Below are 24,252 nucleotides of genomic sequence, written 5' to 3' on the forward strand. Positions count from 1 at the left end.
CCCTTTGCCGTTTTAAGTCCATCTTCACGCCGGGCGCGGCAGGCTGCCCGGCATGCGCCCCATCCTTTCCCTGCTGCTGCTGGCCAGCCTCCCGGCCCTGGCTCAGGCGCCGCCCGCCTGCACCGCGGCGCGGGAGGGCATGGCGGCCTGCCTGGGCGAGAAGCTCTGCGAATGCCGCTGGGCGCCCGGCGGCTCGCTAACCGGCCGCCCGACCGGGATGCGCTGGGATTGCGGCGCGCTACGCCCCTCCTGCGGCGTGGCGCCGCCCAGCCCCGGCATGGCACCGCCCGTCCTGCTGCTGCCGCCGCGGCAGTGATCCCGTGCTGGCGAGGGGCGGTTTGCTGTTCATGGTGACGGGCCGGGCCACTACACTCACTCCCGGAACGGGAAGGGGAAGACCGGGATGCTCCGCCGTATTGCCGCGCCGCTGGCTGCCATGGCCTGCGCCGCACTGCTCGCGCTGCCAGCGGCGGCGCAGGACCAATGGCCGAACCGGCCGATCATCATCCTCGGCGGCTTCCCAAATGGGGCGGGCACCGACATCTATGCCCGGAAACTGGCGGAGCCGCTGACCCGGGCTTTGGGCGTGCCTGTCGTGGTGGACAACCGCTCCGGCGCCGGCGGCAATATCGCCAGCGACGTGGTGGCGAAGGCGCGGCCGGACGGCTACCTGTTCCTGCTGGGCACCGCCGGCACCCATGCCATCAATGCCGGGCTCTACCGCAACCTGCCCTTCGATCCCTTGCGCGACGTGACGCATATCGCCCTGCTCGGCGACGTGCCGAATGTGCTGCTGGTGAATCCGGAAAAGCGGCCGCAATACCGGACCTGCCAGGACGTATTGGCGGCGGCGCGGGCGCGGCCGGGCGAGCTGAACTACAGTTCCACCGGCAATGGCGCCTCGACGCATCTGGCGGGGGCGCAATTCGCCAATGCCACCGGCATCAACATCGTGCATGTGCCCTATCGCGGCCAGCCGGGGGCAATGGGCGCCCTGCTCGCCGGGGATGTGGACCTGTTCTTCAACCAGAGCGGCCCCTCGATTGGCCCCGTGCAGCAGGGGCAATTGCGGGCGCTGGCCGTCACCCTGCGGCAGCCGGTCGCGGCGCTGCCCGGCGTGCCCACGGTGGAGACGGCCTGCGGGCTGCCGGGCTTCGAGAGCAGCACCTGGTACGGGTTGTTCGGCCCGCCCAACCTGCCGCCGGCGATCCAGGCGCGGATGAACCGGGAAGTCATCCATATCCTGGAAACCCCGGAATCCCGGCAATGGCTGATCGACAACCAGGGCATCACCCCGCCGACGGACACGACGCCGGAGGGCTTCCAACGGGTCCATGAGCAGGACATCGCCCGATGGGGCGAGATCATCCGCCGCTCCGGGGCCAGTGTGGATTGATGCCGGCAATGCTTGCGAAGCCGCGGCATCTCGGGTTAGGCTTCTGACATGTCAGGCATCCACCCAGGCCCATGTCTCTTCTGACCCCGGTTGAAGCGCCGCCCTCCCTGACCGACCAGGCGGTGGCGGCGCTCAGGCGCGACATCCTCACCACGCGCCTGGCGCCCGGGGAGACCCTGTCGGAGGCGGCGGCGGCGCAGCGCCTCAATCTCGGCAAGGCGCCGATCCGTGCCGCCCTGGCTCGGCTGGCGGAGGAGGGGTTGGTGCAGGCGGTGCCGCGGCGGGGCTGGGTGGTCTCGCTCGTCACCATCCGCGACATCCATGAGGTCTTCGACCTTCGCCTGCTGCTGGAGCCCGAGGCCGCCCGCCGCGCCGCCGGCCGGGTCTGCGCCGAGGCGCTGCGCCGGCTGGATGCGGTCTGCGCCGCCGGCTACCGCCCTGAGGATGAGGAAAGCGCCCTGGCCTTCCTGGATGCCAACAAGGGCTTCCATGTCGCGGTGGCGGAGCTTTCCGGCAATACCCGGCTGGCCCGCCAGGTGGACCGCCTGCTGGATGAGAGCACCCGCATGCTGGTGCTGGGCCTGCGCCGCCGCGACCGCAGCGGCGAGATGGCGCATGAGCACCACGCGCTGATCGAGGCACTGGCGCTCGGCCGCGCCGCCGAAGCCGCCGGCATCATGCATGAGCAGGTCACGGCCAGCCGCGAGATGGTGCTGGCCGCCCTGACCGCGCCCGATGCCGCCATCGCCGTCTGAGGCCGATGACCAAAGGGCCGAAGGGCCAGGCGGTCTGAATCGGCCGGCGCAAGGCCGCCGATGACCAAAGGGCCGGAGGGCCCGGCGGTCTGAATCGGCCGACAGGATAAGGGGTTCGCCGGATGAACTACATGCCCGCCCGTGCCGCGCTGGATGCCATGCTGGCCGATATCACCGAGGCTGCCCGCGTGCCGTTGGAGGGGCGCCCCCAGGCGGTGGCGCGGGCCATCGGCGCGCATGTCGCCAGCCCGGCCCTGCTCGCCGGCATCCCCACCCCCTGCTGCGCCGAGCGCTACATCCGCCACCTGCTGCATGAGGATGCGGCGGGCGGCTGGGCGGTGGCGGCGCTGGTCTGGCGGCCCGGGCAGATGTCGCCGGTGCATGCGCATCGAAGCTGGTGCGCCGTCGGCGTGCATCGCGGCGTGCTGGCCGAGAGCCAGTACCGGCCGGCGGCCATCCCCGTGCCGACCGGCCTGCAGCTCCGCCATCCCGGCGACACCACCCATGGCGGCGCCGACCCGAACCTGATCCACCGCCTGGCCAATCTGGGCTGCGAGACCGCCATCTCCATCCATGCCTATGGCCTGCCCTATGCGCGGTTCTGCACCGACCTGAACCTGATCCTGGGCGACTGATCCCGCGGGTTGCCGTGGCAGCGGCCGGCGTCCACCATCCGCGCCGATTCCCCAGGGACCCCAGCGGATGAATGCCAGCGCGCCTGCCATGCCGAACAGCCTATGGGCCGCGACCGCCCCGCCACCGCCGCCGACGACGCCGCTGGAGGGTGATGCACGGGCGGATGTGGCGGTGGTCGGCGCCGGCTATACCGGGCTCGCGGCGGCGCTGCATCTGGCCGAGGCCGGCATCGCCTGCACCGTGCTGGAGGCGGCCGAGATCGGCTGGGGCGCCTCGGGCCGCAACAACGGCCAGGTGATCCCGAACCTCTCGCGCATAGACCCCGATGCCATCGTCAAGGCGGTGCCGCGCGAACTCGGCGGGGCGGAGAAGGGGGAGGCGCTGGTGGCGCTGATCCGCGACAGCGCCAGCCTGGTCTTCGACCTCATCCGCAAGCACGGGATGCAGGCGGAGGCGGTGCAGAATGGCTGGATCCAGCCGGCGCACCGCGCCTCCCGCATGAAGCTGGCGGAAAGCCGGGTGCGGCAATGGGGCAGCCGCGGCGCGCCAGTGCGGATGGTCCCGCGCGAGGAGATGGCGCGGCTTTCCGGCACCGGGCATTGGCATGGCGGCTGGGAGAACCGGACCGGCGGGCGCATCAACCCGCTCGGCTATGCGCGCGGCTTGGCCGCGGCGGCGCTGGCGGCCGGCGCCGAGATCCGCACGCGGAGCCCGGTGACGCGCATCACCCGCGAGGCCGGGGGCTGGCGGCTGGAGACGCCGCGCGGGCGGCTGCTGGCGCAGCGTGTCATCATCGCCACCAATGCCTATACCGATGCCGGGATCTGGCCCGGGCTGCGCCGTACGGTGGTGCCGGTGCGCAGCTATCAGATGGCGACCAGCGTGCTCTCCGACAATATCCGCAAGACCATCCTGCCTGAGGGCCATGCGCTGTCGGATACGCGCGGCGACCTCTATTTCTACCGCTTCGACGCGAATGGCCGGCTGGTGACGGGCGGCGGGCTGATCCTGCCCTTCGGCTGGGAGGGGCGCATCCGGGAGCGCATCCGCGCAAGGGTGGCGCGGGTCTTTCCTCAGGTGGGCGAGTTCAGCTTCGACTATGTCTGGTGGGGCTATGTCGGCGGCACCCAGGACAGGATGCCGCATGTCTATGAACTGGCGCCCGGCGTGCTGGCCTGGACCGGCTGCAATGGTCGCGGCGTGGCGCTGGCGACGGCGCTCGGCCAGGGATTGGCCAAGGCCAGCGCCGGCATCCCGGTGCGGGAGATCGCGGCGCCGGTGGAGACCCGGATGCAGGGGATCGCCGGGCATGAGTTCCGGGCGCTCGGCATCGCCTGGCAGGTGGCGAAGAACCGGCTGAACGACCGGCGGGACTGAGCCTCAGCCGATCGCCGCCAGCATCCGCGCGAGTTCCCCGGGCGCCGTCACCATGGCATCATGGCCGGTGGCAATCTCCTGCCAGTTCCAGCCCGGCTGGGCGCGCACCCAGTCCCGCGCCCATTCCAGCGGGCCGTACCAGGGATCGGTGCAGGCGATATAGGTCCGCGGCAGCCCATTGCCGACCGGATGGCGCAGCACCAGCGGGCTGTCATAGGTGCCGGCCGGATGCGGCGTCAGGCGCCGCCGCACCCAGGGGGGCAAGGGGATGGTCCTCCGGGATGCCGAAGCCGCTGACCGGCGGTGGCGGGATGGCGATGCCGCCACCCTGTTCGGCGATCAGCCGGCGCCGCGCCGCCACCACATCCTCGGGCAACCGGGCGAAGGGGCTCTGCCCGCCCTCCAGCACCATGCTGTCGAGATAGACCAGGTGGCGGATGCGCCCGGGCACCCGGTCCGCCGCGCCGCTGATGGCCAGCCCGCCGAAGCTGTGGCCGACCAGGACCACATCCTCAAGCTCCTCCGCCTCCAGCACCTGCACCAGGTCGGTGACGAAGGTATCGAGGGTGATGCCACGGGAGAGCAGGTGGCTGCGCTCCCCAAGCCCCGTCTGGGTCGGGGTGAAGACCGCATGTCCCGCCGCGCGAAGCCGCGCCGCCACATCACGCCAGCACCAGGCGCCGTGCCAGGCGCCATGCAGCAATACATAGGTCCGGCCCGCCATCTGCCCCGCTCCCTATCGCTCGGCCGGGGCGATGACGACCCAGCTCGTGGTGACATGCACCGCGGTGTCGTCGCTGCCTTCCGGCCGGATCAGGATCTCGCCGAAGACCATGCGCCGGCCGCGCTTGACGATGCGCGCCTCCGCCAGCACCGCGCAGGCGCCGAGCGGGCGGAGGAAATTCACCGTCATGGTCGAGGTGACGCTCTCATCCTTGCCGCCCGTCACGCCAAGCAGGGCCGCCCACATCGCCACGTCCGCCAGCCCCATCAGCGCCGGGCCGGAGACGGTATTGCCCGGCCGCAGCAGATCGGCGCGGAAGGGCAGGCGGACCAGGGCGCTGCCCTCGGCAGCGGCCAGAACCTCGATGTTCCAGGCCGCGGCCAGCGGCACGCCGGCATGGATGATCGCCTGGATCTCGGCGGTCGGGGGCGGCTGCATCAGCGGCCCTCCACCACACGGGCCAGGCAGGGATTGCCGCCGATCCAGTAGCAAAGCTCGGCAGGGCGGGAGATGCCGAACAGCGCCAGGTCGCAGCGCAGCCCGGGCGCCAGCCGGCCCCGATCATCGAGGCCGAGCGCGGCCGCGGCATGGCGGGTGACGCCGAGCAGCGCCTCTGCCACGGTCATGCGGAACAGGGTGCAGGCGAGGTTCAGCATCAGGATCAGCGACCTTGCGGGGGGAGGAGCCGGGATTCATATCCGTCGCCAGCGCCATCCGCACCTCTGCCGCGCGCATGGCGGCGATGTCGGGCCGCCTTTCCTCGCGGATGAAGTAGAAGGCGCCGGGGAGCAGCACGGCGACGGTGCCGGCGCGGGCCAGGGCGGCAATGCCCTCGGCATTGGCATGTTCCAGGTGATCGGCGGAAAGCGCCCCCCCAGCGCGCCGCCAGCGCGGCGCCGCCATAGTCGCATAACTGGTCGGCGTGCAGCTTCACCGGCAGGCCGGCCTCGCGCGCCGCGGCGAAGACCCATTCGGTCTCCTCCGGCGTGAAGGCGATGCGGTCCGAGAAGACATCCACCGCATCGGCCAGCCCCTGCCGCGCCGCCGCAGGCAGGATCACCGCCGCAACATGCCGCGCATACTCCGCCTGGCGCCCGGCGAATTCCGGCGGCACCGCATGGGCGGCGAGCAGGCTGGTCCGCACCGCAACCTGATGCAGCGCGCCGAGGCGGCGGGCAACGCGCAATTGCGCCAGTTCCGTCGCCTCCTCCAGCCCATAGCCGGACTTGATCTCGATGGTGGTGACGCCCTCGGCCATCAGCCCGGCCAGGCGCGGCTCGGCCTGGCGCAGCAGCGCTTCCTCCCCGGCGGCGCGGGTGGCGCGGACGGTGGAAAGGATGCCGCCGCCGGCGCGGGCGATCTCCTCATAGCTGGCACCCTGCAGCCGAAGCTCGAATTCCCCGGCGCGGTCGCCGCCGAAGACCAGATGCGTATGGCAGTCGATCAGCCCGGGCAGGATCCAGGCGCCATGGCACTCCGTGACCTGCGCCGCGCTTCCGGGCAGGTCCTGCCGCCGCCCGACCCAGGCGATGCGCCCATCCTTCATGGCCAGGGCACCGTCCTCGATGCGGCCAAGCGGATCCTCGGCACCGCCTTCCATGGTGGCGAAATTGGCATCCAGCCAGATGCGGTCGAACATCAGCCCCATTCCACCAGCGCGGCAAAGCGCCCGCGTTCCACCAGCGCCTTCACCGCGGCGATATCGGGCGCCATGACGCGGTCCTGGTCCCAGGCCCCGGCCACCTCCCGCACTAGCCCATGCGCCTGCTCGATCGGCGCGGAGCTTTGCAGGGGGCGGTGGAATTCCAGGCCCTGGGCAGCGGCCAATAATTCGATGGCCAGGATGCCCGCCAGGTTGTCGGCCATGGCGTGGAGGCGCAGCGCGGCGCCGGTCGCCATGCTCACATGGTCCTCCTGGTTGGCGCTGGTGGGCAGGCTATCGGTGCTGCGTGGCGTGGCAAGGGCCCGGTTCTCGGCGGTCAGCGCCGCCGCCGTGACCTGCGCCAGCATGAAGCCGGAATTGATCCCGCCCTCGCGCACCAGGAAGGCCGGCAGGCCGGAGAGTCCGGAGTCGGTCAGCAGGGCGATGCGGCGCTCGGCGATGGCGCCGAGTTCGGCCAAAGCAAGCGCCATGGCATCGGCGGCGAAAGCCACCGGCTCGGCGTGGAAATTGCCACCCGAGAGGATGTCGCCGCCTTCCACCACCAGCGGGTTGTCGGTGACGGCATTGGCCTCCCGCTCCAGCACCCCGGCCGCATGCACCAGCAGGTCGAGGCAGGCACCGGCCACCTGCGGCTGGCAGCGCAGCGAATAGGGGTCCTGCACGCGCGGGTCGCCGAAGCGGTGACTGTCGCGGATGGCGCTGCCCTCCAGCAGGCGGCGCAGCGCGGCGGCGGCGCGGATCTGGCCGGGCTGGCCACGCAGCGCATGGATGCGCGGGTCGAAGGGCGTGTCGCTGCCGCGTGCCGCGTCCAGGCTCATCGCCCCAGCGACGAGCGCGGTGCGGAGCAGGTCTTCCCCGGCGAAGAGCGCCGCCAGCGCCAGGGCGGTGGAGACCTGCGTGCCGTTCAGCAGCGCCAGCCCCTCCTTGGCGCCGAGGGTGAGGGGGGCGATGCCGGCCCGCGCCAGCGCCGCCGCGCCCGGCAGCACGGCGCCCTCGGTGAAAGCCTCGCCCTCGCCGATCAGCACCAGCGCCAGATGCGCCAGCGGCGCCAGGTCGCCCGAGGCGCCGACCGAGCCGCGCGCCGGGATGGCCGGCAGGATATCGGCCTCCAGCAGCGCCAGCAGCGCCTCGATCACCCTGGGCTGCACTGCGGAGGCGCCGCGCGCCAGGGACAGCGCCTTCAATGCCAGGGTCAGCCGCACCACGGGCGCCGGCAGCAGCGGGCCGGTGCCGGCGGCATGGCTGCGCACCAGGTTGAGCTGCAATTGCGCCAGCCGCTCCGGCGCGATGCGGGTGCCGGCCAGCTTGCCGAAGCCGGTATTCACGCCGTAGAGCGCCTCGCCCCCCGCCATCCGCGCCGTGAGCGCCGCGACGGAAGCTTCCACCGGCTCGCGCCAGCCCTCGGCCAGGCGTAGCGGCGCGCCTTCCATCACCGCGCGGAGCGCCAGCAGCCCGGCCTCGCCCGGCACGATCATGGGTGCAGCATGGGCAGGTCCAGCCCATGCTCCCGCGCGCAATCGAGCGCGATGTCATAGCCCGCATCGGCGTGCCGCATCACGCCCGTGGCGGGGTCGTTCCACAGCACCCGGCGCAGCCGCCGCGCCGCCTCCGGCGTGCCGTCGCAGACGATGACCATGCCGGCATGCTGCGAATAGCCCATGCCAACGCCGCCACCATGGTGCAGGCTCACCCAGGTGGCGCCGGAGGCGGTGTTCAGCAGCGCGTTCAGCAGCGGCCAGTCGGAAACCGCGTCCGAGCCATCGCGCATCGCCTCCGTCTCCCGGTTGGGGCTGGCGACGCTGCCGCTGTCCAGATGGTCGCGGCCGATGACGACGGGCGCCGAGAGCTCCCCCGAGGCCACCATCTCGTTGAAGGCGAGGCCCAGGCGGTGCCGCTGCCCAAGCCCGACCCAGCAGATCCGCGCCGGCAGGCCCTGGAAGCTGATCCGGGCGCGGGCCATGTCGAGCCAGCGATGCAGATGCGGGTCATCCGGGATCAACTCCCGCACCTTGGCATCTGTGCGGTAGATGTCCTCCGGGTCGCCGGAGAGCGCCGCCCAGCGGAAGGGACCGATGCCGCGGCAGAACAGCGGCCGGATATAGGCCGGCACGAAGCCCGGGAAGCCGAAGGCATCGGCCAGCCCCTCATCCTTGGCCATCTGCCGGATGTTGTTGCCGTAATCGAGTACCTTGGCGCCCATGTGCTGGAAATCCAGCATGGCCTGCACATGCTGGACCATGCTGCGCTTCGCCGCGGCGGCGACGGCGGCAGGGTTGCTCTCGCGTTTGGCTTCCCATTCCGCGAGCGTCCAGCCGGCAGGCAGGTAGCCATTCGCCGGATCATGCGCGCTGGTCTGGTCGGTGACGATATCCGGCACCACGCCGCGCCGCACCAATCCGGGGAAGACATCCGCCGCATTGCCGAGCAGGCCGACGCTGATGGCGCGCCGCTCCGCGCAGGCGGCGCGGATCATCGCCAGGGCGGTGTTGAGGTCATCGGCGCGGTGGTCGAGGTAGCGCGTCTCCAGCCGCTTTTCGACGCGAGAGGGTTGGCATTCCACCGCCAGCACGCAGGCACCGGCGAAGACCCCGGCCAGCGGCTGCGCCCCGCCCATGCCGCCGAGCCCCCCCGGTCAGGATCCAGCGGCCGGTGAGGTCGCCGCCGAAATGCTGGCGGCCGGCCTCGGCGAAGGTCTCGAAGGTGCCCTGCACGATCCCCTGGCTGCCGATATAGATCCAACTGCCGGCGGTCATCTGGCCGTACATCATCAGCCCGCGCCGATCTAACTCGGTGAAATGCTCCCAATTCGCCCAGGCCGGCACCAGGTTGGAATTGGCGATCAGCACGCGCGGCGCATCCGCATGCGTCTCGAAGACACCGACCGGCTTGCCGGATTGCACCAGCAGGGTCTGGTTCTCCTCCAGCCGGCGGAGCGTGGCGACGATCGTCTCATAGCTTTGCCAGTCGCGGGCGGCGCGGCCGATGCCGCCATAGACCACCAGCTCGCCGGGGCGTTCCGCCACTTCGTCATCGAGGTTGTTCATCAGCATCCTGAGCGGCGCCTCGGTGGTCCAGTGCCGGGCGCTGAGCACGGGGCCACGGGGCGCGCGGATCGCGGGGGCGTTGCGGAAGCGGAGGGCATCGGTCATGGGCGGAGGCTAGCCCAGTCTCCGGGGGGCTGCCCACGCCCTGCCGCGGCCGGGCGATCAACAAGCGGCGCCTGGTCTTCCGGCCAGCGTTGCGCTTCCCGGCCGAATGGCGAATCCTCCCCGCCATGAAAGCCTTCTTCGCCCGCGAGGCGCTGCTGCCGGAAGGCTGGGCGCGCGACGTCCGCATCACCACCGATGCCGGGGGCGGTATCCTTTCGGTCGAACCCGGTGCCACGCCCGCCGGCGCCGAACTCCTGCCAGGCGTTGTCATCCCTGGCATCCCGAACCTGCATTCCCACGCCTTCCAGCGCGCCATGGCCGGGGCGGCAGAACAGCGCGGCCCCGCTGGCCAGGACAGTTTCTGGACCTGGCGGGAGACCATGTACCGCTTCGTCGGCCTGCTCTCGCCCGCGGATGCCGAGGCGGTGGCGGCGCAGCTCTATGCCGAGCTGCTGCAATGGGGTTTCACCGGCGTCTGCGAATTCCACTACCTGCACCACCAGCCGGACGGCACTCCCTATGCCGAGCCGGCGGAGATGGCGCTGCGGCACTTGGCAGCGGCGCGGCGGGCGGGGATCGGCATCACCCTGCTGCCCAGCCTCTATCGGCATGGCGGCATCTTCGGGCGCGACCCGGCGCCGGGACAGCGCCGCTTCCTGAACGATCTGGATGGATTCATGCGGATCGTGGAGCACTGCCGCGCCGCCACCGCCGGCGATCAGCAGGCGGCGGTGGGGTTGGCGCCGCATAGCCTGCGGGCGGTGACGCCGGTCATGCTGGCGGCGCTCGCCGATGATGACGGCCCCATCCATATCCACGCCGCGGAGCAAGAGCGGGAGGTGGCGGAATGCCTCGCCGCCACCGGCGCCCGGCCGGTGCAATGGCTGCTCGACAACGCGCCGCTCGATGCCCGCTGGTGCCTGATCCACGCCACCCATATGGAGCCAGGCGAGATCACGGCTCTCGCCGCGACCGGCGCGGTGGCCGGCCTCTGCCCGAGCACCGAAGCCTCGCTCGGCGACGGCATCTTCGCGCTGCGGCCCTGGCTGGCGGCGGGCGGCCGGCTCGGCATCGGCACCGACAGCCATGTCGGCGTCTCGCCGCGCGACGAGTTGCGGCAATTGGAAACCAGCCAGCGCCTCAGCCTCGGCGAACGCGCGGTGGCGAGCGATGCCGCGCAGCCGCATCCCGGGCGGCTGCTGCTGGAGGCGGTGCTGGCCGGCGGCGCCCAGGCCAGCGGGCGGGCGCTCGGCGCCATCGCGCCGGGGCGGCGCTGCGACCTGGTGGTGCTGGACGCCGAGCACCCCACGCTGGTCGGCCATGCCGGCGACGGGCTGCTGGATGCCTGGGTCTTCTCCGGCCAGGCCAATCCGGTCCATACCGTGATCTGCGGTGGCAGGCGGGTGGTGGAGGCCGGGCGGCACATCGCCGGGCCGGAGATCGCCGCGGCCTTCGCGCAGACCATGCGGAGGCTGCTGGCATGACGGAAGGGGTTCTGCGGGGCCAAGTGGCCTATGTGACGGGCGGCAGCCGCGGCATCGGCCGGGCCATCGCGCTGGCCCTGGCGGGGGCGGGGGCGGATATCGCGATCTGCCATCTCGGCGACCCGGCCATGGCGGAGTCGCTGGTGCAGGCGGTGGTGGCGCAGGGCCGGCGCGGCTTCCAGATGGAATGTGACGTCGCCAGCCCCGCTGCTATCCGCGCCTTCGCGACGGCGGCGGAAGCCGCGCTCGGCTCCTGCGACATCCTGGTGAACAATGCCGGCATCAATATCCGCGGCCCCTTCGAGGAGATCACCGAGGCCGATTTCGACCGGGTGATGGATGTGCATGTGAAGGGCATGTTCTTCATGGCCCAGGTCGTCTATCCCGGCATGGTGGGGCGCGGCCGGGGCCGGATCATCAGCATTGCCTCCCAACTGGCCTTCAAGGGCGGGCCGCTCGCCACGCCCTATTGCGCCGCCAAGGCCGGCATCATCGGCTTCACCCGGGCGCTCGCCTGGGAGGCGGCGCCGCAGGGCGTGCTGGTGAACGCCATCGCGCCCGGCCCGGTGGAAACCGATCTCACCCGCGCCCGCGGTCCGGAATGGCGGCGGATGATCGAGGACTCGATCCCCGCCGGCCGCCTGGGGCAGCCGGAGGAGATCGCTGCCACCGCCCTGCTGCTGGCCGGGCCCGGCGGCAGCTTCTATGTCGGCGCCTGCCTCTCGCCGAATGGTGGGGATGTGATGCATTGACCGGCCCCGCACCCACCTGCCGCCCGATGCGCCGGGCCGAACTGGGCCTCGCCCTGGACTGGGCGGCGGCGGAGGGCTGGAATCCGGGGCTCCGCGATGCCGATGCCTTCTGGACGGCCGATCCCGGCGGCTTCTGGCTGGCGGAGCTGGGCGGCGAGCCCATCGCCTCGATCTCGGTGGTGCGCTACGGGCCGGGCTACGGCTTCCTCGGCTTCTACATCGCGCGGCCGGAATGGCGCGGGCAGGGGTATGGGCTGGCGCTGTGGCGGGCGGGCATGGCGCAGCTCGGGGAGCGCTGCATCGGGCTGGACGGGGTGGTGGCGCAGCAGGACAGCTACCGGAAATCCGGCTTCACCCTGGCGCATCGCAACATCCGCTTCGGCGCCGGGCAGGTCGCGGCCCTGGCTGCCGCGCCCGGCATCACGGTGGTGCCCGCGGCCAGCCTGCCCTTCACCGCCATCGCCGCCTATGACGCCACCTGTTTCGAGGCGCCGCGCGAGGCTTTCCTGCGCGCCTGGCTCAGCCTGCCCGGGCATGTCGCACTGGCGGCGCTGCGCGATGGCGCGCTGGCCGGCTATGCCGTGCTGCGTCCCTGCCGCGAGGGTGCCAAGATCGGCCCACTTTTCGCGAACGGTCCGGCGGAGGCCGAAGCCCTTTTCGGCGCCCTGGCCGCCGCCGCGCCCGCGGGGCCGCTCTTCCTCGATGTGCCGGAGCCGAATGCACCGGCCATGGCGCTCGCCCGCGCCGCCGGCATGGCGCCGGTCTTCGAGACGGCACGGATGCACACCCGCCCGCCGCCGCCGGTGCAGGCGGGGCGCATCTTCGGCATCACCAGCTTCGAATTGGGCTAGGCACCGGGCCAGCTCCGCCTGCCATACTCCCCGCCTGCCTGCTGGAGGGGAGATGATGCAGCGGATGCTCGTCGCGGTCCTGGCCGCGCTCTGCCTGGCAATGCCGGCGCTGGCGCAGACGCGCTGGGTCGGTGCCACCGCCTATCCCGAGAGCAACTACCACACGCAGAACCTGCGCCAGTTCCTCGCCGATGTGGAGAAGGCGACCGGCGGGCGCCTCACCGTGCAACTGCACACCAACGCCTCGCTGCTGCCGATGCCGCAGATCAAGCGCGCCGTGCAGACCGGCCAGATCCAGCTCGGGGAGATGCTGCTCGCCGCCTATGGCAATGAGGACCCGCTCTTCGAGGTCGATTTCATCCCCTTCCTCGCCGATACCTGGGACAAGGCGGCGGCGCTGATGCAGGTGACGGAGCCGCTGCTGCGCGCCCGCTTCGAGCGCCAGGGCATGACCTTGCTCTATCTGGCGAATTGGCCGAGCCAGGCCTTCGTGACGCGCAACGAGATCAACCGCGTGGAGGACCTGCGTGGCACCCGCTTCCGCGCCCAGTCCACCACCCTGGCGCGGCTGGCGGAACTGGTCGGCGCCTCGCCCGTCACGGTGCAGCAGGCGGAGGTGGCGCAGGCTTTCAGCGCCGGCATCGTCAACGTGATGATCACCTCGGCGCAGACCAGCGTCGACACCAGCGCCTGGGACTTCACCCGCTACTTCTACGATGTCGGCATGATGTATGTCCGCAATGCCGTGCTGGTGAATACCCGCGCCTTCGCCGCGCTCGACGAGCCGACGCGCAATGCCATGCGCGAGGCGGCGGCGCGGGCGGCGGCACGCGGCCCCGGCCTCGCCCAGGAGTCCGAAAGGGCGATGACGGAGCGGCTGCGCAGCCAGGGCATGCTGACACCTGCCGTCAACCCGCAATTCGTCACCGCCATGCGCGGGCTCGGCGAGCGGATGGCGCAGGAATGGGCGCAGAAGGCCGGCCCCGAGGGCCAGGCGGCGCTGGAACGCTACCGCGCCCTGCTGCGCTGAAGGGCCGGCCGGTTGCCGCCGAGGTTCAGGCCGGGCGTTGCCAGGGATTGGCACGCGCCGGCCGGGCGGCGTGCAGCAGCATCATCTCGCCGAGATTCTCCGGCGTGACCAGCCCAACCAGCCTGCCATCCTGATCCACCGCGCCCACCGCCGGCACCGCCTTGTCCTGCAGCAGCCGCAGCGCCTCCTCCAGGCTTCCCCGGTGATGCACCACGGGGATGTCGGGGCGCATCACCTCCAGCACCGGGGTCTCCGGCCCGCGTTCGCGCAGCGCCCGGATGATGGCGTCCTGGGTCACCACGCCGCGCAGCCGCCCCCCGCCATCCACCACGGGGAAATCATGCTGGGTGGTGCGGATCAGGCACTGCACGGCATTGTCCACGGTGCTGGCGGGCGAGAGGCTCTCGAAGCGCGTCACCATGGCATCGGCGACCCGCAAGCCGCGCGAGACCTCCCGCAACTGCGCCGCATGCGCCTCGCCCGCCGCGCCCATCCAGACAAACAGCGCGATGAAGAGCAGCAGCGGGTTGCCGAAGAGTCCGAGCAGGCCAAGCCCGATCGCCAGCATCTGCCCGACCGAGGCCGCCACCTGCGTCGCCCGCGCGAAGCCCATCCGCCAGGCCAGCAGGGCGCGCAGCACCCGCCCGCCATCCATCGGGAAGGCGGGGATCAGGTTGAAGCCCACCAGGAACAGGTTCACCCAGAACAGCCGCCCGGCCAGCCCGGCGCCGGCATCCTGCGGCGCCGCGGCCTCCATTGGCGGCACGCCGCCGAGCGCCAGCACGAGCAGGACCGCGATCACCAGGTTCACGGCTGGCCCGGCCAGCGCCACCACCAGCTCCTGCGCCGGCTCCTCCGGGATGCGTTCCAGCCGCGCCACGCCGCCGATCGGCAGCAGGGTGATATCGGGAGTCTGCACGCCGTAGCGGCGCGCCGCCAGCACATGGCCGAATTCATGCAGCACCACGCAGGCGAAGAGCAGCCCCATGAAGGCCACGCCTTCAACCGCCGCATCCCAGCCACCCTGCGCGTAATACGCCGCGCCGATCCAGAGCAGGAACAATACGAAAGTCAGGTGCAGCCGGATCTCGGTGCCGAGGATCCGGCCGATGGGGATGGACCAGCCCATTCCGTGTCAGCCTCCACGCTGCGGCGTGATCTGCAGCCTGCCGATTTCGAAACCCTCGGCGCGGGCGATGCCCACCGCCTCCGCATAATCGCCCGCCGCCAGGACGGGGCGGCGCGACAGCACCCAGAGATACTCCCGGTTCCGATCCCCCACCACCGCCCAGCGGTAATCGGGGTCGAGGCCGAGCACCCAGTAATCCCCGTAGAAGGGCCAGAAGAAGCTGACCCGCAGCTTCGCCCCGTGGCTGCCCTCCATCACATAGGCGCTGCCCTCGGCATCGCGCGGCGCGCCGCCGGCGGCGGCATTGCGGCAGCGGTTGAGCACGCCGAGCCGGCCATCCGGGCGCGGCGCATAGGTCGCCGTCACCTCGGTGCATTCGATCCCCTGCCCATCCTCGAAGCTGTTGGGGAAACGGGCAATCTCGTACCAGGTGCCGGCATAGCGGTTGAGATCCACCGAGGCGACGGTGGCGGGCGGGTTCTCCGGCATGCCGGCGCAGCCGCCGAGGCCCGGCAGGATGCCGAGCAGCAGCAGGGCTAAGCGGGGAAGGCGGCACATGAGGCTGGTCTCCGGCGATGCAGCGGCAGAAGCGCCAGCCGTCAGCGACGGTTCCGCAGGTCCGGCGGGGGAGGGCAGCGGCGCCCTCGGAACGACCCTACGGATGTGTGGATGGACGGAGCCGGCGCAAGCCCGGCCCGTGACGCGCGGCCGAGGGATGGCTAGAAAGCATCCATGAATTCTCCTGCCGCCGCCGCGGAGGGTGCCCGTGCCCTGCTGCGGCGCGAATCCCGGATGCTGCGTGGCCATGTCCTGCGGCCGGTCCTGCTCGGCATCGCCGCGCTGGGTTGCGGCCTGGCCGGTGCCTGGCTGGTGGCCGGCCTGCTGGCCGCGCTGCTCGGCCATGGTGGCGCCTCCTGGCCTGAATTGGCGGCGGCGGCGGCGCTGGCGCTGCTCGGGGCGGCGCTCGGCCTGGCGCAGGAACGCGCCCAGCTTGCCGCCGGGGAGGCTGCGCGGGCACGGCTGCGCGCTGCCGGTTTCGCCCGGCTGCTTGAACTCGGCCCGGTGGCCTCCGCCAGCGTGGGGGAAGGTGCCTCGCTGGTGGTGGACCGGGTGGAGGCGCTGGACGGGTATTTCGGCCGCTGGCTACCTGCGGCGGCGCTGGCCCTGATCGGCCCGGCCATGGTCGCCGCGGCCGTGCTCTGGGCCGACATGCGGAGCGGGCTGGTGCTGGCCGCCGCCGGGCTGCTTTTCCCGGTGGCCATGGCGCTCACCGGCATCGGCGCCGCCCAGGCCAGCCGCCGGCAATTCGACGCGTTGCAGCACCTCTCCGGCCGGTTCCTGGACCGCATGCGCGGCTTGCCGACCCTGGTGCTGTTCAACCGGCAGGAGGCGGAGGCCGAGGCGCTGGGCGCCGCCGCCACCGAACTTCGCACCCGCACGATGCGGGTGCTGCGGGTGGCCTTTCTCTCCAGCACGGCGCTGGAATTGCTGGCCGCCGGCAGCATCGCCCTGCTGGCCTGGCGGCACGGGGCGCTGCTCGGCGGCGGGGATCCGCGGGCGGCGCTGTTCTGCCTGCTGCTGGTGCCGGCCTTCTTCGCGCCGCTGCGGGCCTTCTCCGCCGCCTATCACGACCGCATCTCGGCCCGGGGCGCCGCCGCCGCCCTGGCGCCGCTGCTGCTGGAGGAGGCCGCGCCGGGCCTGCTGCTGCAGGAGATGCCGCCGCGCGTGGTGGTGACCTTCACCGATGTGCGGCTCAGCTACGACCCGGCCCGGCTACCGGCGCTGGACGGGCTCTCCTTCCGGGTCAGCGCCGGGGAGACGCTGGTGCTGGCAGGGCCCTCCGGTGCCGGGAAAAGCTCGGTGCTGCGGTTGCTGATGGGCTTCGCCGGGCCGGATTCCGGCCGCATCGCCATCAATGGCCAGGATGCGACGGCGCTGCGCCCGGCGGGAATTGCGCCGGCTTTCGGCCTATGTCGGGCAGAAGCCGCATCTGTTCCGCGCCACGCTCCGCGAGAATATCCGCTTCGCCCGCCCCGGGGCCGATGACACGGCGGTGGAGGCGGCGGCCCGCGCGGCGCGCGTCCTGGATTTCGCCGCCGGCCTGCCGCAGGGGCTGGATACGCTGGTGGGGGAGGGCGGCTTCGGCCTCTCCGGCGGCCAGGCGCAGCGGGTGGCGCTGGCCCGCGCCTTCCTCCGCGACGCGCCGCTGGTGCTGCTGGACGAGCCTACCGCGCATCTCGACCCCGGCACCGAGGCCGAGGTGCTGGAGAGCCTGCACCGGCTCTGCCTTGGCCGCACCGCCATCATCGCCAGTCATTCCGGCCTGGCGCGGGCGCGGCTCGGCAGGGTGCTGGAGATCGAGGCCGGCCGCGCCCTGGGCGCCCCCCGGGCGGCAAGGGTCTAGGGCCGATGCTGCGCGACCTGATCCGGGTGCTGTGGCTGTGGCGGGCGCGCAGTACATGGCTGGTGCTGGGCGGCTTGGCCACGGTGGCATCCACCCTGCTCGGCCTGTCCCTGCTGGCACTGGCCGGGAAGGGGATGGCGGCGGCGATGAGCGGGGCAGCCTTGGGCGGGGCGGCCTTGGGCGGCGCCGCGCTGCTGCTGCTGCGGCCCCTCGTGCTCATCCGCCCGGCGGCCCGCTGGGTGGAGCGCATGGCAAGCCATGCCGCCACCTTCCGGGCGCTGGCCGATACCCGCGTCTGGTTCTTCCGCCGTCTGGCGGAGCGGCTGCCGGGGGGGATCGGGCTGCGGCGCTCGGGCGACCTGCTCGGCCGGCTGGTGGCGGATGTTGAGGCGCTGGACGGGCTCTATCTCCGCGCCATCATGCCTGGGGTGGCGGCGCTGGCCGTGGTGCTGGCGGTGGCGCTGCTGCTCGGCGGGGCGCCGCTGCTGGCAGCGCTGGTGGCGCTGCCCATGGCTCTCGCCTTGGCCCTGCCGCTGCTGCTGACACCCGGCGCCTCGCGGGCGGCAGGGGAGGCGGCGACGGCCCAGGGGCAATTGCGTGCCGCCGCGGTCGATCCGCTGATCGGGTTGGAGGATACCCTTGCCGCCAATGCCGAGGCGCGGGCCAACGCCGTCCTGGCGCGGGAGGGCGCGGCGCTCGCCCTGGCGCAGCGGCACCTGGCCTGGCGTGGTGCCCTGGCCGGCGCCGGCGGGTCGGTCCTGGTGCAGGCGGCGCTGCTGGGGGCGCTGGGCTGGGGGTTGGCGTCCGGTGCCTCGGGCGCGGCCCTTGCGGTTTTGGCGCTGTTCCTGGCGGCGGCGGCGGCGGAGCCGCTTGGTGCCCTGCCGCGTGCCGGCACCGCCCTGGCCGCCGCCGCCGCCAGCGCCCGCCGGCTTTTCGAGGCCGCCGATGCGCCACCCCCGGTGCGCGAACCCGCCAAGCCGGCCGCCGAGCCGGAGGGCCATGCCATCCGGCTGGAAGGGGTGCGCTTCGCCTGGGCGCCGGACCGCCCACCGGTCTTCGAGGCGCTGGACTTGGAGGTGCCGGAAGGGGCGCGGCTTGCCCTGCTCGGGCCCTCCGGGGCGGGCAAGTCCAGCCTCGCCGCGCTGCTGCTGAAACTGGCGGCGCCGCAGGCCGGGCGCATCACCTTGGGCGGCGTGGACATCGCAACCCTGCCGGCGGAATTTCTCCGCCGCCGCATCGCCTGCCTCACCCAGGATGCGCGGCTCTTCGACGACAGCATCGCCGCCAATCTCCGCATTGCCGCGCCGCTGGCGCCGGATGCGGCGCTGTGGCGGGCGCTCGACCGTGCCGGCATCGGCGGATTGGCGCGGGCCCTGCCGGAAGGGCTGGCGACCCAATGCGGCGAGGGCGGCGCGCGGTTCTCCGGCGGGCAGGCGCGGCGGCTGGCGCTGGCGCGGGTGCTGCTCTCGGCCGCGCCGGTGCTGATCCTGGACGAGCCCACTGCCGGGCTGGACGCGGCCACCGAACGCGCCTTCCTGGAGACGCTGGAGGAGGTGACGGCGGGCCGCACCGTCATCCTCATCACCCACCGGCTGACCGGGGTGGAGCGGCCGACGCGCATCCTGCGGCTGGCCGGCGGCCTGGCAATCCCGGCCACGGGCTGACAGGTGCGCGCCGGCTGCCCAGCCGCTGGGCTAAGGGGTCCCCTTCTCCGGCGAGGTCGCGGCGCCCGCCGGCGGGGCCGGCTGCTGCCCGGCGGCCTGGCTGCCGGCCTGGGCGCCGCCGCGGATCGGGATACGGTTGTCCTTCGCCTGCTGCTGCGGCTTCGGCAGGGTGACGTGCAGCACGCCCTTGTCGAAATTGGCGCTGACGCTGCCGGGATCGGGAATCCAGGGCAGGCGCAGGCTGCGCTGGAAGCTGCCGAAGCTGCGCTCCTGCATGTGGATGCCGCGTTCCTCCGACTTGCGCTCCTCCTTCTTCTCGCCGCGGATGGTCAGGACCTCGCCATCGAGCGACAACTCGATGTCCTCCTCGGCCATGCCGGGCAGTTCGGCGGTGAGTTCCAGCCCCTGCTGGGTCTCCCGCACATCGAGGCTCGGGGCGAAGCCGGTGCCGAAGGCGGTGCGCAGGCCGGGGGCGCCGCGGAACACATCCTCCACCACCCGGCCGATCTCGCGCTGCAGATGGGTGAAGGGGTCGTCGCTCCGCGTGAGATCCTGGCGGGGGGTGAGGAAGCGGTTGAGCATGGCAGGGTCTCCTTCCGGTTTTCATGGTCGGGCGCGCGGCATCGGGGGCCGTGGCGGGCATTCCTCCAATCGCCGGGCGGCCGCCGGCGCTGCACCCGCGAACGAAAACGGATTCGTGATGGCTTGCGCCCGTCGCCCGGGCACCAAGCTGAGGCGAAGTATCCCGATCATACTGCAGGAGCCTGCACCTCTTGTCCGTGCCCCGCCCCATCCGCCCCGCCCTCGACCCCGCCAAATCCCGGGACCCGCAGGTCACCGCCAAGGGGGAGCGGCGGGCCAGCGTGGGGCTCGGCGCGTTGCGGACGCTCTGGGTGAATACCGGCACGCTCTGCAACATCGCCTGCCGCAACTGCTACATCGAGAGCAGCCCGCGGAACGATGCCCTGGCCTATTTCACGGCGGCCGAATTGGCGGTCTTCCTGGACGAGATCGCCCGGGATGCCCTGCCGGTGGAGGAGGTGGGCTTCACCGGTGGCGAGCCCTTCCTGAACCGCGAACTGCCCGCCATGCTGCGGGACGTCCTGCGGCGCGGGCACCGGGCGCTGGTGCTGACCAATGCCATGAAGCCCATGCTGAACCAGGCCCCGGCGCTGCTGGCGCTCGGGGCCGAATTCGGGGAGAGGCTGACCCTCCGCGTCAGCCTCGACCATTACGGCGCCGAACTGCACGACCTGGAGCGGCAGGAGGGCAGTTTCGAGGCGGCGCTGCGCGGCCTCGCCTGGCTCGCGGAACACGGCTTCCGGGTGCATGTCGCCGGCCGCGCGGGTTTCGGTGATGAGGACGAGGCGGCGATGCGGGCGGGCTTCGCCCGGCTCTTTGCGGCACGCGGCATCCCGGTCGATGCCATGGACCCGGTGGCGCTGATGCTCTTCCCGGAAATGGACGCCACCGCCGATGTGCCGGAGATCACCGAAGCCTGCTGGGGCATCCTGGGAAAGAGCCCGGATTCCCTGATGTGCGCCTCTGCCCGGATGGTGGTGAAGCGGCGCGGCGCGGCGCGGCCGGCGGTGCTGGCCTGCACCTTGCTGCCCTATGACCCGCAATTCGAACTCGGCGGCAGCTTGGCCGAGGCCGCCAGGCCGGTGGCGCTGAACCATCCGCATTGCGCCAAATTCTGCGTGCTCGGCGGGGCGGCCTGCTCGCGGTAGGAGGGACACGTGCAGCAGCGCGGTTGACGGCGGCGGGGTTTCCCGGACCAATCCGTTGAACTGCGAAGAATCGGAGTCGCCCATGCATCGTCGCCTCGCGCTCGCCGCCCCGCTGCTGCTCGGCCTCGCCGCCTGCCAGGCTCCCGCCGCCCGGACCGACCTAGCGCGGCAACCGGTGCAGGTGGTGTTCTTCACCGAGGACAGCGCGGCACTTGGCGCCGATGCCCGCACCGTGGTGGCCGATGCCGCGCAACTCGCCAAGGCGAATCCCAATGCTCCGGTCGCGGTCCTCGGTTTCGCCGGACCAAGTGGCAGCCAGAGCTTCAACCAGGCGCTCTCCGATGCCCGCGCCCGCAACGTGGCCGATGCGCTGGTGGCCGGCGGCGTCGCCCCGGGCCGCATCCAGATCCGGCCGCGCGGCCCGGTGCCCTTCGAGATGATGCCGACCGAGTCCCGCCGGGTGGAGATCCGCGTCGGCGGCTGAACCGCCTCTCGGCCGCCGGGCCGTTGCGGTCCAAGCTGGCGGCTGACGGCGGCGGCCGGGCGTGGCATGACCAGCCCATGCCCGACATGCCCGAATCCCTGGCGCCGCTCGAGACCGCCGGTGCCGATCCGCAGGAGGTCCTGCACCGGGTCTTCGGTCATCCCGGCTTCCGCGGCCGGCAGGAGGAGATCGTCCGCCACGTCATGGCTGGTGGCTCCGGCCTGGTGCTGATGCCGACCGGCGGTGGCAAGTCGCTGTGCTTCCAGGTGCCGGCGCTGTGCCGGGAGGGGCTCGGCATCGTCGTCTCGCCGCTGATCGCCCTCATGGAGGACCAGGTGGCGGCGCTGCGCCAGCAGGGCATTGCCGCCGCCGCGCTGCATTCCGACCTGCCGGAGGAGGCAGCGCGGGAAGTGCGGCGGGACCTGGCGCGGGGCGCGGTCAAGCTGCTCTATGTCTCGCCGGAACGGCTGGTGCTGGAGGGCACGCTCTCCCGCCTCGCGGAACGGCGGATCGCCCTTTTCGCGGTGGATGAGGCGCATTGCGTCAGCCAGTGGGGGCACCATTTCCGACCGGAATACCGCGGCCTCGCGGTGCTTGCGGAACGTTTCCCCGGCGTGCCGCGCCTGGCGCTGACCGCCACCGCCGATCCGCGCACGGTGGAGGATATCCGCGCCCAGCTCGGCCTGGCCGAGAGCCCGGTCTTCCGCGGCGGCTTCGACCGGCCGAACATCCGCATCACCGCCGCGCCGCGCGAGCAGGAGCGGGCCCAGCTCCGCGCCTTCATCAAGGCGGCGGGCGACGGCACCGGGGCCGGCATCGTCTATTGCGGCACCCGCGCCAAGACCGACCAGACCGCCGAATGGCTCCGCGCCGACGGGCATGACGCGCTCTCCTTCCATGCCGGCATGGAGGCCACGGCGAAGCGCGAGGCGCATCGGCGCTTTGCCCGCGGCGATGCCGTCATCATGGCGGCCACCATCGCCTTCGGCATGGGCATCGACCGGCCGGATGTGCGCTGGGTGGCGCATCTCGACCTGCCGCGCAGCCCGGAGAGCTGGTACCAGGAGATCGGCCGCGCCGGCCGCGATGGCGCCCCGGCCCGGGCGCTGCTGCTTTATGGCGCCGGCGACATCTCGCTGGCCCGCCACCGCATCGCCGAAAGCCCGGCAACGGAGGAGCAGAAGCGGATCGAACGGGCGCGGCTGGAGGCCATGGTCTCGATCGCCGAGGCCGCCACCTGCCGGCGCCGCATCCTGCTGCGCTGCTTCGGCGAGGACGGGCTGGAGACCTGCGGCGCCTGCGATGTCTGCCTGACGCCGCCGCGGCTTTTCGACGGCACCATCCCGGCGCAGAAGCTGCTCTCGGCCGTGCTGCGCACCGGGCGGCGCTTCGGGGTCGGGCATGTGGTGGATGTGCTGCGCGGGCGGATGACCGAGAAGGTGGCGCAATTCGAGCATGACAGGCTGCCGACCTTCGGCATCGGCCGCGATGTGTCCGAGCAGTCCTGGCGCGGGGTCGCCCGACAATTGGTGGCCATGGGCGCGCTCGATGTCGCCATCGAGAACCATGGCGAGTTGGTGCCGACCGAGGCCGCCCGGCCGATCCTGAAGGGCGAGACCAAGGTCATGCTGCGCGAGGATGCGCTGACCCGCCCCGCGCCCCGCGAGCGCGGCGGCCGCGGCGCCGAGCCCGCCATGGCCGGCGAGCCGCTGTTTGACGCGCTCCGCGCCTGGCGCAAGCGCGAGGCGGCGGAACAGGGCGTGCCCGCCTATGTCATCTTCCAGAACGACACCCTGGCCGCCATCGCCGAGCGCCGGCCGCAGGACGAGGACGACCTGGCCATGATCGCCGGCGTCGGCCGCAGCAAGCTGGAGCGCTATGGGGATGCGGTGCTGCGGGTGGTCAGGGAGGCGGGCTGAGCGAAGGCCTCCAGGCCAGTGGATGGCTCAGCGCCGCCCGCGGATCGCCGTCACCAGGACCGTCCCCAGCGCCGCCATCCTGAGCAGGGCCGACTGCGCCGGCGCTGCCGCCCCTGCCGGTGCCGCTTCCGCCTTCTCCCGCCGCCGGCGCCGTGGCCTGGGCATCGCCTCCGGCGGCCGCGCCCCGGCAGCCAGCGCCTCCGGGCTGCCCTTGAACCCCGCCCAAGCCTTGGTGAACTCGGCGCCCAGCAGGAAGACCTGGGCGGAATAGTAGACCCAGAGCAGCACCACCATCAGCGCACCCGCCGCGCCATAGGTGGTGGCGATGCCGCTGCCGCCGATATACCAGCCGATCAGCGACTTCCCGATGGTGAAGAGTAGGGCGGTCACCATCGCGCCCACCGTCACATCGCCCCAATGCACGTCGCGGTCCGGCAGGATCTTGTAGATCGCACCGAACAGCGCCGTGACCATGAGGAAGGACACCAGGAAATTCGCGAAGCCGAGCAGCGTCGCGATGCCCGATACCTTGCCGCCGACCCAGGTGGCCACCGCCGAAAGCGCCGCGCTGACCAGCAGCGAGACCAGCAGCAGGAACCCCGTGGCCGCGACCAGGCCAAGGCTCGTCGCCCTGGCCCAGAGCAGCCGCGCGACGACGCCGCGGGCGCCGGTTTCCCGGGGTGGCGGCGCCTTCCAGATCTCGTTCAGCGCGGACTGCAATTCGCCGAAGACGCCGCTCGCGGTCAGCAGCAGGGTGACCACGCCGATGAGGGTGGCGATGGTGCCGGAAGTCGGGTTGGCGGCGCCGCGGATCATGGCCTGCACCGCCTCGGCGCCACGGTCACCCAGCAGGCCGCGCAACTGGTCGGCGACCACGCCCTCCACCGCCGCCTGCTCGAAGACCAGGCCGGCGATGGCGGTGGCGATGACCAGCAGCGGCGCGATGGAGAAGACGGTGTAATAGGCTATGGCCGCGCCCCGGCTCATCGCGCCATCCTCGATATAGCCGAGGACGGTGTCCTTCAGCAGCGTCCAGCTCCGCTCCAGCATCGCATCCGCCCCTGGCGCCACCGGGCGACGCTGCCCGGCCCGCTGCCAGAACGGC

23 protein-coding genes and 2 pseudogenes are annotated in these 24,252 nt (G+C 72.3%); 15 read left to right on the forward strand and 10 right to left on the reverse strand.

The annotated features are described in order from the left end of the window. The first annotated feature begins 52 nt into the window (after positions 1-52). The 5 genes from KSF81_RS14390 to KSF81_RS14410 all read left to right on the forward strand — a co-directional run bounded on the left by KSF81_RS14390 (position 53) and on the right by KSF81_RS14410 (position 4,164). Positions 53-316, forward strand: a complete 264-nt coding sequence (locus tag KSF81_RS14390) for a hypothetical protein (RefSeq protein WP_217379582.1) — start codon at positions 53-55, stop codon at positions 314-316. A gap of 87 nt (positions 317-403) precedes the next feature. After that, positions 404-1,396 (forward strand): tripartite tricarboxylate transporter substrate binding protein, encoded by a 993-nt coding sequence (locus KSF81_RS14395; RefSeq protein ID WP_217379583.1) that lies wholly within the window; start codon positions 404-406, stop codon positions 1,394-1,396. A 71-nt stretch (positions 1,397-1,467) separates the two neighbouring features. Then, positions 1,468-2,151: a GntR family transcriptional regulator gene (locus tag KSF81_RS14400; protein WP_217379584.1), complete on the forward strand. Its 684-nt coding sequence runs from the start codon at positions 1,468-1,470 to the stop codon at positions 2,149-2,151. 131 nt (positions 2,152-2,282) lie between these two features. Further along, positions 2,283-2,786 carry a cysteine dioxygenase family protein gene (locus KSF81_RS14405; protein ID WP_254453527.1) on the forward strand — a complete coding sequence of 168 codons (504 nt, stop codon included), beginning with the start codon at positions 2,283-2,285 and terminating at the stop codon, positions 2,784-2,786. An 88-nt stretch (positions 2,787-2,874) separates the two neighbouring features. Further along, complete coding sequence (locus KSF81_RS14410; RefSeq protein ID WP_254453528.1) at positions 2,875-4,164, forward strand: FAD-binding oxidoreductase; 1,290 nt, start codon at positions 2,875-2,877, stop codon at positions 4,162-4,164. A gap of 3 nt (positions 4,165-4,167) precedes the next feature. Here the strand turns inward: KSF81_RS14410 and KSF81_RS14415 are convergent, their stop codons facing one another. From KSF81_RS14415 to hutU, 6 genes and pseudogenes are all read right to left on the reverse strand, one after another. Then, positions 4,168-4,428: a hypothetical protein gene (locus KSF81_RS14415; protein ID WP_217379587.1), complete on the reverse strand. Its 261-nt coding sequence runs from the start codon at positions 4,426-4,428 to the stop codon at positions 4,168-4,170. Further along, positions 4,376-4,888, reverse strand: coding sequence for an alpha/beta fold hydrolase (locus KSF81_RS14420; protein WP_217379588.1), 513 nt, complete (start codon positions 4,886-4,888; stop codon positions 4,376-4,378). The genes KSF81_RS14415 and KSF81_RS14420 overlap by 53 nt, the downstream gene beginning before the upstream one ends. Before the next feature lie 12 nt (positions 4,889-4,900). Next, the gene (locus tag KSF81_RS14425) at positions 4,901-5,326 is read right to left on the reverse strand and encodes a PaaI family thioesterase (RefSeq protein ID WP_217379589.1); all 426 of its coding nucleotides are present in this window, start codon (positions 5,324-5,326) and stop codon (positions 4,901-4,903) included. Then, a pseudogene (gene hutI, locus KSF81_RS14430) lies at positions 5,326-6,527 on the reverse strand (imidazolonepropionase). Before hutI ends, KSF81_RS14425 begins: the two are co-directional and overlap by 1 nt. After that, positions 6,527-8,026, reverse strand: a complete 1,500-nt coding sequence (gene hutH / locus KSF81_RS14435; protein WP_217379590.1) for a histidine ammonia-lyase — start codon at positions 8,024-8,026, stop codon at positions 6,527-6,529. The pseudogene hutI and the gene hutH overlap by 1 nt, the downstream one beginning before the upstream one ends. Next, positions 8,023-9,700 (reverse strand): annotated as a pseudogene (gene hutU, locus KSF81_RS14440) (urocanate hydratase). Before hutU ends, hutH begins: the two are co-directional and overlap by 4 nt. A gap of 125 nt (positions 9,701-9,825) precedes the next feature. Here hutU and KSF81_RS14445 point away from each other — a divergent pair. Genes KSF81_RS14445 through KSF81_RS14460 form a run of 4 tightly spaced genes read left to right on the forward strand, consistent with a single transcriptional unit; the run spans position 9,826 to position 13,817 of the window. Beyond that, positions 9,826-11,184, forward strand: coding sequence for a formimidoylglutamate deiminase (locus tag KSF81_RS14445; RefSeq protein ID WP_217379591.1), 1,359 nt, complete (start codon positions 9,826-9,828; stop codon positions 11,182-11,184). Next, entirely contained in the window at positions 11,181-11,936 is a 756-nt protein-coding gene (locus KSF81_RS14450) for an SDR family NAD(P)-dependent oxidoreductase (protein WP_217379592.1), read from the forward strand. The genes KSF81_RS14445 and KSF81_RS14450 overlap by 4 nt, the downstream gene beginning before the upstream one ends. Continuing rightward, positions 11,933-12,787, forward strand: a complete 855-nt coding sequence (locus tag KSF81_RS14455; protein WP_254453529.1) for a GNAT family N-acetyltransferase — start codon at positions 11,933-11,935, stop codon at positions 12,785-12,787. The genes KSF81_RS14450 and KSF81_RS14455 overlap by 4 nt, the downstream gene beginning before the upstream one ends. 52 nt (positions 12,788-12,839) lie before the next feature. Continuing rightward, a complete protein-coding gene (locus tag KSF81_RS14460; protein ID WP_217379593.1) occupies positions 12,840-13,817 on the forward strand; it encodes a TRAP transporter substrate-binding protein in 978 nt (325 codons plus the stop codon). A 25-nt stretch (positions 13,818-13,842) separates the two neighbouring features. Here the strand turns inward: KSF81_RS14460 and KSF81_RS14465 are convergent, their stop codons facing one another. Together KSF81_RS14465 and KSF81_RS14470 are read right to left on the reverse strand one after the other, a co-directional pair. Continuing rightward, positions 13,843-14,946: a site-2 protease family protein gene (locus tag KSF81_RS14465; protein WP_217379594.1), complete on the reverse strand. Its 1,104-nt coding sequence runs from the start codon at positions 14,944-14,946 to the stop codon at positions 13,843-13,845. Positions 14,947-14,952: 6 nt separating this feature from the next. Continuing rightward, positions 14,953-15,504: a lipocalin family protein gene (locus KSF81_RS14470; RefSeq protein ID WP_217379595.1), complete on the reverse strand. Its 552-nt coding sequence runs from the start codon at positions 15,502-15,504 to the stop codon at positions 14,953-14,955. A gap of 174 nt (positions 15,505-15,678) precedes the next feature. Between KSF81_RS14470 and KSF81_RS14475 the strand changes: the two genes are divergently transcribed. The 3 genes from KSF81_RS14475 to cydC are packed head-to-tail and all read left to right on the forward strand — an operon-like array spanning position 15,679 to position 19,014. Then, on the forward strand, positions 15,679-16,992 hold the full coding sequence (locus KSF81_RS14475) for an ABC transporter transmembrane domain-containing protein (RefSeq protein ID WP_254453530.1): 1,314 nt from the start codon (positions 15,679-15,681) through the stop codon (positions 16,990-16,992). Continuing rightward, positions 16,898-17,350, forward strand: a complete 453-nt coding sequence (locus tag KSF81_RS29720; protein ID WP_254453531.1) for an ATP-binding cassette domain-containing protein — start codon at positions 16,898-16,900, stop codon at positions 17,348-17,350. The genes KSF81_RS14475 and KSF81_RS29720 overlap by 95 nt, the downstream gene beginning before the upstream one ends. Before the next feature lie 5 nt (positions 17,351-17,355). Further along, positions 17,356-19,014 (forward strand): thiol reductant ABC exporter subunit CydC, encoded by a 1,659-nt coding sequence (gene cydC, locus KSF81_RS14480; RefSeq protein WP_217379596.1) that lies wholly within the window; start codon positions 17,356-17,358, stop codon positions 19,012-19,014. A 30-nt stretch (positions 19,015-19,044) separates the two neighbouring features. Here the strand turns inward: cydC and KSF81_RS14485 are convergent, their stop codons facing one another. Next, positions 19,045-19,596, reverse strand: coding sequence for an Hsp20/alpha crystallin family protein (locus KSF81_RS14485; RefSeq protein WP_217379597.1), 552 nt, complete (start codon positions 19,594-19,596; stop codon positions 19,045-19,047). Between the two features lie 197 nt (positions 19,597-19,793). Between KSF81_RS14485 and KSF81_RS14490 the strand changes: the two genes are divergently transcribed. The 3 genes from KSF81_RS14490 to recQ all read left to right on the forward strand — a co-directional run bounded on the left by KSF81_RS14490 (position 19,794) and on the right by recQ (position 23,147). Beyond that, entirely contained in the window at positions 19,794-20,744 is a 951-nt protein-coding gene (locus tag KSF81_RS14490) for a radical SAM protein (RefSeq protein ID WP_309139720.1), read from the forward strand. Between the two features lie 82 nt (positions 20,745-20,826). Then, positions 20,827-21,228 carry an OmpA family protein gene (locus tag KSF81_RS14495; RefSeq protein ID WP_217379599.1) on the forward strand — a complete coding sequence of 134 codons (402 nt, stop codon included), beginning with the start codon at positions 20,827-20,829 and terminating at the stop codon, positions 21,226-21,228. Between the two features lie 77 nt (positions 21,229-21,305). Beyond that, positions 21,306-23,147, forward strand: coding sequence for a DNA helicase RecQ (gene recQ / locus KSF81_RS14500; protein WP_254453532.1), 1,842 nt, complete (start codon positions 21,306-21,308; stop codon positions 23,145-23,147). A gap of 27 nt (positions 23,148-23,174) precedes the next feature. Here recQ and KSF81_RS14505 read toward each other — a convergent pair whose 3' ends face one another. Then, positions 23,175-24,218: a YihY/virulence factor BrkB family protein gene (locus KSF81_RS14505; RefSeq protein WP_309139563.1), complete on the reverse strand. Its 1,044-nt coding sequence runs from the start codon at positions 24,216-24,218 to the stop codon at positions 23,175-23,177. Positions 24,219-24,252: the final 34 nt, after the last annotated feature.

Origin of the sequence: Siccirubricoccus sp. G192 (assembly GCF_019084075.1) — a bacterium.
Lineage (GTDB): Bacteria > Pseudomonadota > Alphaproteobacteria > Acetobacterales > Acetobacteraceae > G192.